This window comes from Undibacterium parvum, assembly GCF_003955735.1.
Taxonomy (GTDB): Bacteria; Pseudomonadota; Gammaproteobacteria; order Burkholderiales; family Burkholderiaceae_D; genus Undibacterium; species Undibacterium parvum.
Window position 1 is genome coordinate 1,576,482 of the sequence record NZ_CP034464.1, and the last position, 14,463, is coordinate 1,590,944.

General features: G+C 42.1%; 12 protein-coding genes. 10 read left to right on the plus strand and 2 right to left on the minus strand.

The features are described 5' to 3' along the window. Nucleotide 1: 1 nt before the first annotated feature. The 10 genes from EJN92_RS06795 to EJN92_RS06840 all read left to right on the plus strand — a co-directional run bounded on the left by EJN92_RS06795 (nt 2) and on the right by EJN92_RS06840 (nt 11,245). Complete coding sequence (locus tag EJN92_RS06795) at nt 2-964, plus strand: glycosyltransferase (protein ID WP_126127113.1); 963 nt, start codon at nt 2-4, stop codon at nt 962-964. Further along, the gene (locus EJN92_RS06800) at nt 939-1,349 is read left to right on the plus strand and encodes a GtrA family protein (RefSeq protein ID WP_126127114.1); all 411 of its coding nucleotides are present in this window, start codon (nt 939-941) and stop codon (nt 1,347-1,349) included. The genes EJN92_RS06795 and EJN92_RS06800 overlap by 26 nt, the downstream gene beginning before the upstream one ends. After that, nucleotides 1,346-1,972 carry a hypothetical protein gene (locus EJN92_RS06805; protein ID WP_227869745.1) on the plus strand — a complete coding sequence of 209 codons (627 nt, stop codon included), beginning with the start codon at nt 1,346-1,348 and terminating at the stop codon, nt 1,970-1,972. Before EJN92_RS06800 ends, EJN92_RS06805 begins: the two co-directional genes overlap by 4 nt. Before the next feature lie 322 nt (nt 1,973-2,294). Then, nucleotides 2,295-3,659 carry a hypothetical protein gene (locus EJN92_RS06810; RefSeq protein WP_126127115.1) on the plus strand — a complete coding sequence of 455 codons (1,365 nt, stop codon included), beginning with the start codon at nt 2,295-2,297 and terminating at the stop codon, nt 3,657-3,659. Nucleotides 3,660-3,669: 10 nt separating this feature from the next. After that, nucleotides 3,670-5,754, plus strand: a complete 2,085-nt coding sequence (locus EJN92_RS06815; RefSeq protein WP_126127116.1) for a hypothetical protein — start codon at nt 3,670-3,672, stop codon at nt 5,752-5,754. A 61-nt stretch (nt 5,755-5,815) separates the two neighbouring features. Then, nucleotides 5,816-6,856 (plus strand): GDP-mannose 4,6-dehydratase, encoded by a 1,041-nt coding sequence (gmd, locus tag EJN92_RS06820; RefSeq protein ID WP_126127117.1) that lies wholly within the window; start codon nt 5,816-5,818, stop codon nt 6,854-6,856. After that, a complete protein-coding gene (locus EJN92_RS06825; protein ID WP_126127118.1) occupies nt 6,853-7,710 on the plus strand; it encodes a GDP-mannose 4,6-dehydratase in 858 nt (285 codons plus the stop codon). The genes gmd and EJN92_RS06825 overlap by 4 nt, the downstream gene beginning before the upstream one ends. Next, nucleotides 7,710-8,852, plus strand: coding sequence for a glycosyltransferase family 4 protein (locus EJN92_RS06830; RefSeq protein WP_227869746.1), 1,143 nt, complete (start codon nt 7,710-7,712; stop codon nt 8,850-8,852). Before EJN92_RS06825 ends, EJN92_RS06830 begins: the two co-directional genes overlap by 1 nt. Before the next feature lie 30 nt (nt 8,853-8,882). Beyond that, complete coding sequence (locus tag EJN92_RS06835) at nt 8,883-10,097, plus strand: oligosaccharide flippase family protein (RefSeq protein WP_126127119.1); 1,215 nt, start codon at nt 8,883-8,885, stop codon at nt 10,095-10,097. Nucleotides 10,098-10,102: 5 nt separating this feature from the next. Beyond that, nucleotides 10,103-11,245, plus strand: coding sequence for a glycosyltransferase (locus EJN92_RS06840; protein ID WP_126127120.1), 1,143 nt, complete (start codon nt 10,103-10,105; stop codon nt 11,243-11,245). Nucleotides 11,246-11,544: 299 nt separating this feature from the next. Here the strand turns inward: EJN92_RS06840 and EJN92_RS06845 are convergent, their stop codons facing one another. Continuing rightward, entirely contained in the window at nt 11,545-13,485 is a 1,941-nt protein-coding gene (locus tag EJN92_RS06845; RefSeq protein ID WP_126127121.1) for a hypothetical protein, read from the minus strand. Then, nucleotides 13,486-14,238, minus strand: coding sequence for an SDR family NAD(P)-dependent oxidoreductase (locus EJN92_RS06850; RefSeq protein ID WP_126127122.1), 753 nt, complete (start codon nt 14,236-14,238; stop codon nt 13,486-13,488). Between the last annotated feature and the right edge of the window lie 225 nt (nt 14,239-14,463).

The following is a 14,463-nucleotide window of genomic DNA, read 5'->3' on the forward strand; positions in this document are numbered from 1 at the left end:
CATGACTCACACATTCAAACCAGCACTGGTGATAGTGACGCCGGTATACGAAGACGTCGAAGCATCCAGTCAGCTTTTTCAAGAGTTGCACAAAACCTTTGGGTCTGATGTATACGTCGTTGCTGTAGATGACGGATCAGTACGCCAACCAGTAGATATCGCCAGTCTGCAAACGGCAGGACTTGATGGCGTGATTATCAAACTGAAACGTAATGTCGGGCACCAAAGAGCAATTGCGATAGGTATCAACTACGTCGCGGATAAGCTACCTGACGCAGAACGTGTTGTCGTCATGGATTCGGATGGAGAAGATCTACCCGAATCCATCAAACAACTCATCTTAGCGTTAGAAGCACCGGAAGTTGATGTCGTGGTTGCACAACGTAAGAGCCGCGTAGAAACTTTACGCTTCCGAGCGTTTTATGTCGCCTACAAATGGATGTTTCAATTACTCACGGGTCGAACCATCAGTTTTGGTAACTTTATGGCGCTTAAGCCTGCTGCGGTACAACGTTTATCTGCCATGCAAGAACTTTGGATACACGTTGCTGGTTGTACATTGACATCCAAATTACGCCTGGCGACCTGCCCACTCGATCGAGGCTCAAGATATGCAGGACAAAGTAAGATGAATTTTGTAGGTCTCGCTCTGCATGGTTTCAAAGGACTAATGGTATTTGCCGAAGATGTTTTAGTCCGCGTTGGGATTGCTTGCGCATTGGTGGCAATACTATCGGTACTTGCGAGCGTCGCCGCGGTTGCGCTTAAACTGTTTGGCGTAGCAACCCCAGGTTGGTTTTCGGTTGCCTTAGGCATATTGTTGCTGGTGTTCTTGCAAACTGGCGCACTGACCTTGATGACACTCATGCTAACCGGCGTGGTGCGTGGCGGCCTAGTGGCCAACGTTGCCTACAGGGATTTTGTAGATACCATAACTCATGCGCACCCAAGTGTTACGCTTTAAGGCTTTGCTAGAACTGCAGTTAATGCGCTATTTAATAAATGGTGTAGTCGCAACCATGGTGCACTTTGGAGTACTGCAGTTCAATCTCAAGTTATTGCATATACCATCTGCCGGCATAGCTAATTTTATCGCCGCATTTTTTGGTATTACGGTCTCTTTTCTTGGTAGTCGCTACTATGTATTTCAAGATCATCAGCAAACACTGTTAACGCAAGCGAGCAAGTTCCTTGCCCTGTATGCGATTATTGCCTGTTTTCACGGCTTACTCCTCTACGTCTGGAGTGATCTTTGGGGCTATGATTATCGTATAGGCTTCTTACTTGCTACGGCACTTCAGGTATCGCTAAGCTACATTGGCAACAAATTTTTGGTATTTAAAAAATGAAAAAAATCTTCTGGGCATTACTCAGCACGACACTATTTATCAGCGTATTGCTGCTTACATATTGGCTGCACGTCAATTACTTCAAAGTCGATGTGGTGCTATACAGTTCTCTTGCCGACGCGCTGATGGCAACAGTCTTAGTCTCTGTGCCCTTATATTTATGGCAGAGATTAAATATTTTTAATCACTTTGAAAAATTACAGTTATCTTTCATTTGGCTGCTAGGCGGTTATATTTTTGCAATTTCTATCCCTACCGTAATAGACCGATCCTTATCCTTTTACATATTAGAAAAGATACAGCAGCGAGGCGGCGGCATACAGTTTGCAAAATTTGAAGAAATATTCACCAAAGAATACGTTAAAGAACATCGTCTGGTCGATGTGCGCCTGACAGAACAACAGGCGTCTGGCACTATAAAAATTGAGAACGGTTGCGTCATGCTAACTGAGCGAGGTACACAATTAGCCAACGCCAGTAGATTTTTCAGACGCAATCTTTTGCCAAAACAACGTCTTCTCATGGGTAAATACACAGACGATCTAGTAAATCCTTTTCTTCATAGTGAAAAGGCCTCTGAATACGAATGTATAAATACACAGGTTCAACTTAATAGTCATTAAACCACTTCAAAATTATGCATTTTATGTTGTGAGAGGGTATCGGACAATATCGCAATATTCTCTTTCGCATAATCAATTCATCGTATTTTAATTTCAATACTCCAGAATAATTTAATCGATACCTGTCTTTCCCACTAAACTTAGAACAGCAATTCAATATAGCTAAGGCTTCAACGTATGTTGATTAAATTGCTCAAAAAAACCGACAGCCAATTGCAAATCCATTTTCGTTAAAGTTTTCTTTTATTTCCTTTAGACTTTATCGATTTCCCAAGCAAACATTTACCCCCAAATTTATGACAGGTTCTGAAAGCTTTACATTGTGAGCATCAATAGAAAAATATGGGGCACTGCTTCATACGGAAACGCAAAATTCAATATTATTTTTGTGGTTTTTTTTACAATTTTACTAGCTACTGCCTGCTGTCTTCATATATACGAAGACAACTTAAATGGCCCACCAATCCGATCCGATGGATTTGGTTACAACTCTTATCTTTCTTCTATTTTTATCGATGGAGATTTGTCTTTTCACTCCGCTCTAACGGAAGTATCGGACGATGATTTGGCAAGTAAAGCCTATGGACTTGGTCCGCATCCTACTACCGGTAAAATGTTCACCAAATACCTCCCTGGAACGGCTTTACTTGCAACACCTTTTTTTATCGCCGCAGACGTATTTGCTAAATTATACAAATTCCCGCGGACCGGATATTCAACACCCTATCAAGTCGCCAATATATTATCTGGGATTTTTTATCTGTGTATCGGCATGCTTGCAATTTACACTACTTTGCGACGAAAATATCCATCGCAAATTGCGGGGATGGTTCTCTTACTAGTGACATTTGCCACCAATGTATTCCATTACGCAACTTATGATGGTTCTTTTTCGCATATATATTCGTTTGCTATTATTTCCATTTATACACTATTACTCGACCAATATAGAAACTCCAGCCCAAACCGCGATACCTATTACCTAATTGGCTTAGGGATTGCGATAGGCTTAATCGCCATGATCCGGTTACCCAACGCAATTTTAGGGATTTTGGCGCTTGGTTTAATCGTAGAAAAAAATCTGAAATTAGAAAGCAGAATACATCTATTCCAACATCTCGCAATTTTTGGAATCGCCGCATTTATAAGCACAATGCCACTATTCGCGTACTGGTATAGAACTAGTGGTAGTTTTATATTCAACTCTTATGCGGCATTCCCGCCAAAAAACGGCAAGCTAGAAGGATTTAACTGGACTAAACCAGAAATTTTTAAATTTCTGTTTAGTATCGATCGAGGTCTATTTTTTTGGTCACCTGTTACATTACTAGGCTTTTTAGGGCTACCGTCATTGCTCAAGCGCGACCACGTTTTTCCTGGACTGATTACCTTGGTACTAGCTGTTCATATTTATATTTGCTCCAGTTGGTGGACTTGGTCTTTCGGTGCAAGTTTTGCTTGCAGACCGTTTGTAGACCTGATGCCCTTAGTATCAGTACCTCTAGCAACCAGCATCGTAACTATTAGAAAAAAATGGGGAGCACGTTGGACCTGGGCGCTTATTTTCTGTTTTATTTCTATTAATTTAATATTAATGTATTCGTATTGGCATAGCTATATTCCATATACAGGAACTACTCTCAAAACACTTGAAAATTTACCAATGAATTTTGGAATTGAATACTGATAGAAGATTGATGAAAAAACTTAACGATAACGCCGCAATTGAAAAAAGAATCGACATGTTAAAGGCCTTACAATCAAACTGGTTTGCCTTATTGTTCCTTATCCTAGGATTTTTCGCCTACGGCTTACCCGCTGTCGATTACTTTACGGCAGTGCCTGGTGATATCGGTGACGCTCGTTTTAATAGTGTCATTCTGGAACACCTATTTCAATGGCTGACGCAAAAAGGAACTTCTTTATGGAGCCCTACATTTTTTTATCCGTTTAGGGGTGTACTGGCATTCAGTGACAATCATTTTGGGTCAGCTTTCGCCTATATCTTATTTCGTAGCTTGGGGGCGGGACGCGAAGTAGCTTTTGATAGCTGGTTTCTCGTCGGTATAAGCTTAAATATTATTTGTTCCTACCTGGTGATAAAACGACTAGGCTTAAATGGTTTTTCGGCAGCGGCGGGCGCCTTTGCGTTTACGTTTGCATTACCTGTTTTGGCGCAAGAAAGTCACGCGCAATTGACCTATCGTTTTGCCATTCCTCTTGCCTATTATGCATTTTTTGAGATGCTGGAAACCAAGCGACTCTTTCCGTTTTGGCGCGTCGCCTTCTGGACGGCAGTCCAGTTTTTTTGCTCTATCTATTTAGGGATTTTCTTAATCTATTTATTGATAGCCAGTTTTTGCGGGGTGTTTTTTTGGAGTCGTGCAAGTAATTTTTTTCAAGAAATGCGGGTATCAATAGTCCGAGAACCGATCCATAAAAAAATTGCTTTTATAGCCATTCTTGCAATTTCTACGATTGCTGTAAGCTACTTACTCTATCGATACCAGTCGATTAGCGCATCGTATGGATTTAAACGCTCTCCGAGCGAAATTATGGCTACGCTGCCCAGAATCTCCAGTTATTTTCTCGCAGATCATTCTAGACTGAGCTCTTGGATCGGTGGTTTCGTCACTGATATTCCCATGCGCCACGAACATCAAATGTTTTTTGGGGCTGGAATATGGGCGCTAAGCATTTATGGTGCGGCGGTCGCATGGAGTAAGTCGGAAATGAAGCAACTTGCAAAAATCGCGCTGTTCACCTTCGTTTTCATGTTTTTATTTACGCTGAACCTAGGAGGCATTTCTTTATACCGTGCAATATCCTACCTTCCTGGCTTGAGTGCAGTCAGAGCGGTTACCCGGATTGCGCTCGTAATGCTCATGCCTATTTCCATTTTAGTAGCGATAGGCACGCAGCAACTTTGGAATAAGATAGACATCAAAAATATGAGTGCAAAACTTGTGTTCGCCCTTATTATCATAATTTTACTAGGCGCTGAAGTTGTCACATACAAGATATACAATACGTCGATCGCAGTTTGGGCTGCGCAACAAACCGCACTCAAAAATAAATTAACGATGCCATTAACCGCGGATACAATTTTATATGTTTCAGGAAAAAGTTCCGACCCAAGTTTTGTCACAGAGCTTGATGGGATGATTTTGGCGCAAGATATGCGGCACCCCACCTTAAATGGGTACTCCGGGAATGCACCGCCGAATTATTTAGACCCATCGCCTTGTACGTCATTCCATAACCGTATCAATGCCTATGCCAAGTTCCAAGAGCTGCCACTTGCCGCGGCAAACGTATTAGCCGCACGTGTGATGGTTGTTGCGCTGGAAAACTGCGAGCATGAACCTATTATTGCTGGATCAGGGAAGATCGCAGCTTCGCAAGCAGAACATATACAACTGTCTCTAAGCGATATAACACTTGATCAGAGTTTTTTAAAAACCAAACTTAGTATTCAAAATAACTCCGAAGCTGATTTCAATACATTACGCAGTGACGGTCCCGCTTTACGGGTGTCGTGGCGTTTCATTAACGAAAAATCAAAAAATCAAGAACTGAACGCGAATTGGGAACCAAGACAGGATATGGCACTTACCATCGCACCGAAAACAAGTGCTTCAATTGATTTGCTTGCAATACTCCCATCGCTACCAGGTAATTACCAATTCCAAGTATCCATGGTACAAGATGGGGTCGAATGGTTTCATAACATGGGAATGAAAATCGTGAGTACCCCAATTACGGTAACCACTACAAAATAGCCAATAAAATCATTACAGCTTATAATCCTCTATTTATATTATTACTTAACGTGCAATTAAAATGACCAAAAAAACGGCAATCATCACAGGAATAACCGGGCAAGATGGCGCCTATTTAGCACAACTGCTGCTGGAAAAAAACTACACTGTCTATGGCACTTATCGCCGTACCAGTTCAGTTAATTTTTGGCGACTTGAAGAACTAGGTGTTCAGAACCACCCAAATCTGCATTTGGTCGAATACGACTTAACTGATTTGGGATCCAACATTTCTTTAGTTCAAAAAGTGCAGCCTGATGAAATTTATAATCTGGCCGCGCAAAGTTTTGTCGGTGTCAGTTTTGATCAACCAACTACGACAGCTCAGATTACCGGACTTGGCGCAGTAAATCTGTTAGAAGCGATTCGTTTGGTCAATCCAAAAATACGTTTCTACCAAGCATCTACATCTGAAATGTTTGGCAAGGTACAGGCTATTCCTCAGATTGAAGAGACTCCTTTTTACCCACGGAGTCCTTATGGTGTTGCCAAGTTGTATGCCCATTGGATGACAGTCAACTACCGCGAAAGTTACGGGATATTTGGCTCCAGCGGGATTTTATTCAACCACGAAAGCCCACTGCGCGGACGCGAGTTTGTTACTCGTAAAATTACCGATTCAGTTGCAAAAATTCAACTTGGAAAGCTAGATGTACTTGAGCTTGGTAATATCGATGCCAAACGAGACTGGGGTTTTGCCAAAGAGTACGTTGAGGGAATGTGGCGCATGTTGCAAGCGGATGAACCAGATACCTTCGTATTAGCGACAAACCGTACCGAAACAGTGCGTGATTTCGTTCGTATGGCATTTAAGGCTGCGAACATTGTTGTTGATTTCAAAGGCTCGGCAGAAGACGAAACGGCAATCGATGTTGTCACCGGAAAAACTGTCATGCGTGTCAATCCAAAGTTCTACCGACCTGCAGAAGTTGAGCTGCTGATTGGTGACCCTGCAAAAGCCAAAGCTAAGTTAGATTGGGCACCTAGCACTACTCTAGAACAATTGTGCAAGATGATGGTAGAGGCCGATATCCGTCGCAATACAGCAGGATTTTCATTTTGAGGATTCTGGTCACAGGAGCTGATGGTTTTACCGGTCGCCACTTTGTATCGACCGCTGTTGCCCGCGGCCATGAGGTTGTCGCTTTGCGCGCCAACCTCAATGACAGCACAGCCGTAAAAACTGAAATTGCTGCCTTGGCACCAGAGGCTGTTGTTCACCTCGCTGCTATCAGCTTTGTCGGACACGCCGACGCAAGTGCTTTTTATAGCGTTAACGTAATCGGCACATTAAATTTGCTAGATGCTTTAGCTGCGCTGCCAGAACCACCGCGCAGTGTACTACTCGCCAGCAGTGCCAATATATATGGGAACTGCGAGCAATCACCAATTACAGAATCACAACCGCCGGCACCAGTCAACCACTATGCCATGAGCAAACTGGCAATGGAACACATGGCTCGCACTTATCTTGATCGCCTGCCTTTGTTTTTTGTCCGTCCATTCAATTACACTGGTGCTGGGCAAGCAGCATCATTCGTGATTCCAAAACTGGTTGCGCATTTTTCCAAACGGGCAGAGTCGGTTGAGCTTGGTAACCTAGATGTAGAACGTGAATTTAATGACGTGCGTTTTGTATGCGAAACTTATTTACAATTGCTTGAGAAAGCAAAACCGGGCATGGCGATCAATATTTGTTCAGGGCTTCCCATTACACTGAAATCGGTCATTACATTGCTCAGCGACATCACTGGCCATCAATTGCAAGTCAACGTCAACCCAGCTTTCGTACGCAATAATGAAATTCATCGTTTGTGTGGCAGCGCTGAAAAATTAATAGATGTAATCGGTCCAGTGTCGCACCGCCCCCTGCGAGAAACCTTGCAGTGGATGCTAGAACAATCGGAAAGTGCATAATGCGTGTCGCGTTCAATGCAACAGCCCTTCTGTCACCACTTACTGGGATAGGACAATACAGCGCTCATTTGGCTATGGGATTGGCGGCGCATAAAGATATAGAACCCGAGTTTTTTTATGGCGCTTTCTGGGGCAAAGAAGTTCGCAGCGCGCCACTGCCGGCCGCAGCATCTTTACTACCTTGGATACGCAGTAAAGTACCATTTTCTTATGCGCTAAGACGCGTCATCCAGAACCAGCGCTTTTCATCTCATACTAGGGGTGGTCGCTTTGATATTTACCATGAACCAAACATCCTTCCCTTACCATTTGATGGTTTGACGGTTGTAACGGTGCATGATTTATCTTGGATACGCTTTCCTCAGATGCATCCTCCAGAGCGCGTACGGGCAATGGACAAGTATTTTGAGTCAGGACTGAATCGTGCTTCGATGATACTGACAGACTCTCACTTTGTAAAACGTGAGCTGATAGACGTTTTTGGTGTGTCCCCTAAGCGGATACGTCCTATTGCACTAGGCGTAGAGTCGTTGTTCACCCCTCTGACCGCGGATGCAACGATGCCAGTACTACAACAACACTCCTTAATCCATGGAGAGTATTTGCTCGCAGTAGGTACAATTGAGCCCAGAAAAAACCTGCAAGTGGCTTTACAGGCCTTCATGCAATTAGCTCCTGCGATACGCAAACGTTATCCGCTCGTATTGGTCGGAATGAAAGGTTGGCATACATCAGAACTGGAACAAAAAATTGCTCCAATGATACAATCTGGTGAAGTACGTCAATTGGGGTATCTATCACGCGAAGATCTTGCCAAAGTCATCGCGGGAGCATTAACCTTGATTTACCCTTCAGTTTATGAAGGTTTTGGGCTGCCACCACTTGAAGCTATGGCGTGTGGGGTACCTGTCATCGCCGCGAATGTCTCATCGATCCCCGAGGTAATAGGTGACACTGGTTTGCTAATAGACGATCCGCATGACGTATCTGCTTTAACAGAAGCAATTCAGAATATGGTAATGGATCCAAAAACCAGAAAAGACTTGTCTGAAAAGGCTTTAACTAGAAGCAGATTATTCACATGGGATCAATGTGTCACTCAAACAATCGATACGTACCAAAAAATACGTCTTGCCAACTAAAATACTTACAATAAACAATACGGTTCACTGATGATATTGCGATTTTTGGGAGCACAGTGGATAGCCGTAGGTTTTATTGGCGCAGTATCTTTTGCCATAAGCGTCTTGGTCGCCCGTATGCTAGGCCCAGATCAGTTTGGTCTTTATGCGATCGCCTTATCAGTCGGTGCAATCGTCGCCATCTTGGCGGATGGCGGTTTTGCTAAGCTATTGCAACGTGAACGTGCACGATCAAGCGCTACATTAACCGAATTATTACCAAAATTACCGGGGCTGGCATATGGCCATGCGCTATTGGTCATACTTACTCTTTCATTTTTTTCGGTAATACTTTCCCCCACATATGCATTAACTTCGTTAGCCACCATCTGGTTCTTTGGTACTGTTGCGTTAAATCAATTTGGTCTGGCTATCTTAAGAGGCGATGGTCGTTTGGTGCGAGATGCTTCGTGGCAAATAGGTAATCGCAGTTTCACTGCAGTTTGCGCTGCTCTCGCATTATTACTAGGAGCGAGCCACCCATGGCAAGTATTAATGGCACAATTTATCGGTGCCAGCGCTTTTGGTTTTTTAGTCGTACGCTACCTTCGGGTTAGCCCTCTATTCAACTTATCACCAAAAGTTTACCAAGCGTTATTGCCGTTTATCTGGCTTGATTTAGCAACAACACTTCATTTAAGAGTAGATATGGTTCTTTTTCAATTTTTGGATTTACCAAAAATTGAGGTTGGCCAGTATGGAGTCGCTTACCGTCTAATTGATGCAACACTTTTACTCGCATCTCCAGTAGGTTTAATTTTATTCCGCCGCTTCCGGCAAAATGTCATTTTACCATCAAAAATCATTAAAGAAATATTGCCTGCTTTGATAGTAGCAACCTTAATTGGCATGGGGTTATTATTTCTACTATGGCTTTTTAGCAATGAACTTGTCGCCCTCACCTATGGCCCGGCATATCAAGGCGCAGGCACCTTACTTTTAGTTCTAGGTGGGGCACTTGTCTTTCTCTTACCAAATGGCGTGTTAAATCAAGCCGCCTTAGCGTTAGGACTAGAGCGATGGTTTGCGATTTCAGCATCAATCGCGGCATTAATAAGTATTGTTGGAAACCTGCTGTTAATTCCAACTTATGGCATCATGGCCGCCGCATGGATGACGGTACTAACTGAAGCAATACTGGGTGCATGTCTTACTGCGGGAATAATACTGCAGAGCAGACAATTAAAAGAAATTAAAGAGGAGTAGTTCAATTGAGTACATCAGTACTACATGTGTACCGTACCTATTTTCCCGACCCACCTGGAGGTTTGCAGGAGGCAATACGGCAGATTGCGCTATCAACTGGTGCACAAGGTGTCACGAATACGATATTTACGTTATCACCTCAACCTGAACCCAGTGTATTAATACGACCAGAGGCAACCGTGGTGCGCAGCCGCTCGTGGGCCGCGCCTGCGTCTTGCGATTTAGGTGGTACCGGAGCGTTTACAACATTTTCTCGCTTGGCAAAACAAGCTGATGTATTACATTACCTATTCCCCTGGCCATTCGCTGACGTATTGAATGCCACCATAAGACCTGATTGCCCGGCGGTCCTGACCTACATTTCTGATGTGGTACGCCAACGATGGTTAGGCGCAGCGTACGCGCCATTAATGTGGAAGACCATGCGTGAAATGCGCGTAATTGTAGCGAATTCTCCAGCGTATGCCAAAACCAGCCCGATTTTATCTCATCCAGATATTCGCGATAAAGTCAGAATTATCCCCTTAGGAATTGAAGAGGACTCCTACCCCAAAGAAGGTGACGATGCAATTTTCGACCGTCTAAAACTTGGGACAGATGAAGTTTTTTTCTTGTTTATAGGGGTATTGCGTTATTACAAAGGTGCGCATTTTCTGATCCAAGCAGCAAAAAACCTCAAGGCAAAAGTGATCATCGCAGGCTCGGGTCCCGAAGGCGGGGCTCTGCAATCACTGGCAACCCAAATCGGCGCTGAGAATGTAGTCTTTGCTGGACAAGTTAGCGATGCGGAAAAAGTTGCATTAATTAAGAACTGCCGGGCATTGGTACTGCCGTCACACTTACGCTCCGAAGCCTACGGAATGGTATTGGTGGAAGCGGCTATGTTTTCCCGCCCTATGATTTCTTGTGAAATCGGCACTGGTACTTCGTATGTGAATTCGCACGAAGAAACTGGCTTTGTAGTCGCTCCGGAATCTACAGAACAATTAACACAAGCAATGAATACGCTGTTAGCGGATGAAGGATTGGCAAACAATTTGGGAAAAGCGGCAAGAGAGCGTTACGAGCGACTTTTTTCCGGTCCTGCATTAGGCAAAGCCTATGCAGCGTTGTTTCGTGAAGTGTCCATTGACAATTTTGCTCTATAAAATTTAATACGAATCAGATTCAACTTTGCAGTTCTAATACCATGTTAATACGATTTCAACTGATCCATGAATACATCGTGTGGCGAACTGGACTTCTGCTATTTTCAGGGGCAATAAGTTAGATTATGCATGCCTGTACGATATCCGCGGGACTAATGTTTTCGAAGCGCAGTTTTTTAGCCAGCAACTATCGGATCAGACCATTCATATTCTCGTTTGCCTTGAGCGCCCTAGAGCAATATAGGGACCCGAAGAAATAGCCTGCATTGAGAATTTTTTGGTGTGATTACCACTCGCTTCTATGTTAATCGCTTCAGAACAAAATAAATAATTTTAATTCGTTGACCAGTACGAGCGAAGGTTCTAAATTCGATTTTTTCCATATTAAAAACACTATCTATTGAGAAAAAACCGCTAACTTTTCCCTCCTTAGCATCAGTACCTAACAAGGTTCCGTTTTGTAGTACTTTTGCTTGCTCGGGCAAAGCGATAGCGAGATCCCAGTCACCAACTACGTCAGATTTACGTTGATCGCTAACATATTCAATCTCAAAAAAATAGTTTCCAGATGGAAGTTTCTCATACGGGCCAAATGATAGTGCCCCTGGCTTACTATTTCTTTCATTCTCGATTTCACATTTCGAAGTATAGTTCCCACTCACTGTTGGTAAGTTACATCCTAACCATTTATAAGAATCACCAGGGATATTAATTTTTCGAGTTCGAAAATTGTTTTTACCGTATATTAGTAAGTCTCGATTACCGCAAGTAATTGTTTTTTGGGGCACTCCAATTACTATGTTAATTTGCTCAATTGATTTTTTGAACAATTTGGCATCTTTTGAAACAATGGCAAAATCATAATTATTTTTAAAGAATGTTTTAGAAGTAATCCACCTCATTTCGTTAAGATCGTCCCAATACTGCGCCAACGTAACCCCAGACTTGCTGAAGGCCTGTATGTATTTCGCATCCCAGTATTGTGCAATACCGTTACTCAAATTTTCTTCACTGATCGCCCTGTCGAGACATGATATATCTTTCGGATAAAAATCATCTGAAACCTCATTATTTCTTGCGATAGAAAGAGCGTTAAGACAAAGATAAACTGAAATTACGATAGATATTGAACAATAAAAATAGAAAAATTTATTCTTTAGCATGTAAGCACAAACAATTGTGCCAATAATTATTGGCCATATGAAGGTCGCAATATAATATCTAGGTGGGAGTTGTGCTTGGTTCGTAACTAGCAAAGCTACGAATAACATTGATAAAATTGAAAAAAATACAAATATAATAATCTGAATAAGTTGCTTTGAGATATTAAAAAGAAAGCGCTTTTTTAATAAGTACATAAAACATAAGACACTAAATGCGAGGTAAAAAATAAAAGCAACTCCAAAAAATGGAGTTTTTACAATTACTTGATTAAATATAGAAAGTATAGTGGAAAAATTAACGTCGATTTTTTCGATACCTATTACAATTGAATACCTTGTATTATGTTCAATTAAATTAGGATACAAAACTAACCCAAGTATTCCGAAGGGCAATGGAATAGTTGCCGGAAGATAATTTCTAAACTGTTTTTCGTGGAAAATAATGTTTATTAATAAAACGGAGAAAAAAACTGGTATTAGAGTCTGGACTACAAATAGTGTGTCTGAAAGTGACGATAAAAATGTCAGTATTGATTGAATCGATAAAATTAATGCTCTATGACTATTTGTTTTACATTTTGGGTAGAGTAAGAGCAGTAGGATGAATATCATACTAGAAATAAACGCGCCGAAATGAAAAGCGCTAAAAAGCATCAATATGAAAGGCTCACCAGCATTTAAAGATAGCCAAGTCATCAATATAGTAACTAACGTGGAAGTAAAAAGAGCACTTTTTTTTTCGAGTTGCCGCGAAATCAGATATGTGAAAACAAACATAATTGATGTCTGAATGATTGCAAAAATAACAATCCTACTGTAAATATTTTCGCCGACATAATGACTCACCAGAAATACTAAGTAATCTGGAAAAAAATATGGTGCTGGCGTTAAATACCAATCTCTTATATTTCCACCGAAATCAAATAAATTTTGAAATAATAATGGTAGGAAAACGGCATCTGAATTAAAAAGATCTTTTAAGGCTGGGTCTTTTGCTAAATATGAAATTACTATTGATCCTGCTGCGACAACTAAAAAAATAGGTGCTGTAAAAAGTCGAATACTAAATAATGACATTTAAATATCAATCTTATTAAAAATAAATGATGGTATATGGGCAATTACAAACATGATGAACTTCCATTTACTAGGAACATATGCAACAGATTGACCTCGCTCAATTGCCACCACAATCTTCCTTGCCACGTCTTCTACCGATGCCAGCTTTACCCCTTGCCCCTTAAGGTGTGCAGTCATAGGGGTATCAGTTGGCCCGGGTTTTATCAGTACTACCTTGACTCCAGTACTGGCAAATCGGTGCTGTAATCCTTGCGCATAACGAGTTACCAAACCTTTCGCTGCACCATAAACATAGTTGGATTTACGTCCCCGGTCACCGGCAACTGATCCGATCAGAGCAATAGTCCCATGGTCGGCTTTTGCCATGTGTTTCGCGAATGCCTCTGCATAGAGTACTGGCGATAATCCATTTACCTCCAACGCTTCCCGACAAGCCTGCAAGTCATCTTGACATTGTGTTTGCTCTGGTAAGGAGCCATGCGCGATCAAGACAATGTCTACCCTTCCCTGCGCAACAATACCGTCCACAGTGGCTTGAATGGCAGTTTCATCAAGGAACTCAGCCTGCAATATCTGGATTTCCGATTGCGGACTACGAACCTTAAGGTCGGCAGCAACTCGTTCAATACGGGTTGCATCACGCCCAACAAGTATCATGTCTACTGACCTGTCTTGAATCCACAGTCGTGCACAATTCTCGGCAATAGCAGATGTTGCTCCTACAATAACAATTTTATCTCTATATTTCATTCTAATTTTCCATAAAGCCATGCAGGAGCATTGGGTTTTGCTCACCTTGGCGTAATATATTAACGATGCATTGGTCGTTGATCGACAGTTTTAAGCAGGTATCGATATATACGAACATTGTTGACAAGATAAATGAAATCGACACCCATTCTTCCTAATTGCAAAAAAACATCGTGCAATGAGATGCGCTATATAAACAAAAAAACAATGTCTCGATATTTTTAA

What these genes read in the sequence shown, in the direction of transcription:
- EJN92_RS06795 (WP_126127113.1), top strand. Translation starts at nt 2, where the DNA reads ATGACTCACACATTCAAACCAGCACTGGTGATAGTGACGCCGGTATAC.
- EJN92_RS06800 (WP_126127114.1), top strand. Translation starts at nt 939, where the DNA reads ATGCGCACCCAAGTGTTACGCTTTAAGGCTTTGCTAGAACTGCAGTTA.
- EJN92_RS06805 (WP_227869745.1), top strand. Translation starts at nt 1,346, where the DNA reads ATGAAAAAAATCTTCTGGGCATTACTCAGCACGACACTATTTATCAGC.
- EJN92_RS06815 (WP_126127116.1), top strand. Translation starts at nt 3,670, where the DNA reads ATGAAAAAACTTAACGATAACGCCGCAATTGAAAAAAGAATCGACATG.
- gmd (WP_126127117.1), top strand. Translation starts at nt 5,816, where the DNA reads ATGACCAAAAAAACGGCAATCATCACAGGAATAACCGGGCAAGATGGC.
- EJN92_RS06830 (WP_227869746.1), top strand. Translation starts at nt 7,710, where the DNA reads ATGCGTGTCGCGTTCAATGCAACAGCCCTTCTGTCACCACTTACTGGG.
- EJN92_RS06835 (WP_126127119.1), top strand. Translation starts at nt 8,883, where the DNA reads ATGATATTGCGATTTTTGGGAGCACAGTGGATAGCCGTAGGTTTTATT.
- EJN92_RS06845 (WP_126127121.1), bottom strand. Translation starts at nt 13,485, where the DNA reads ATGTCATTATTTAGTATTCGACTTTTTACAGCACCTATTTTTTTAGTT.
- EJN92_RS06850 (WP_126127122.1), bottom strand. Translation starts at nt 14,238, where the DNA reads ATGAAATATAGAGATAAAATTGTTATTGTAGGAGCAACATCTGCTATT.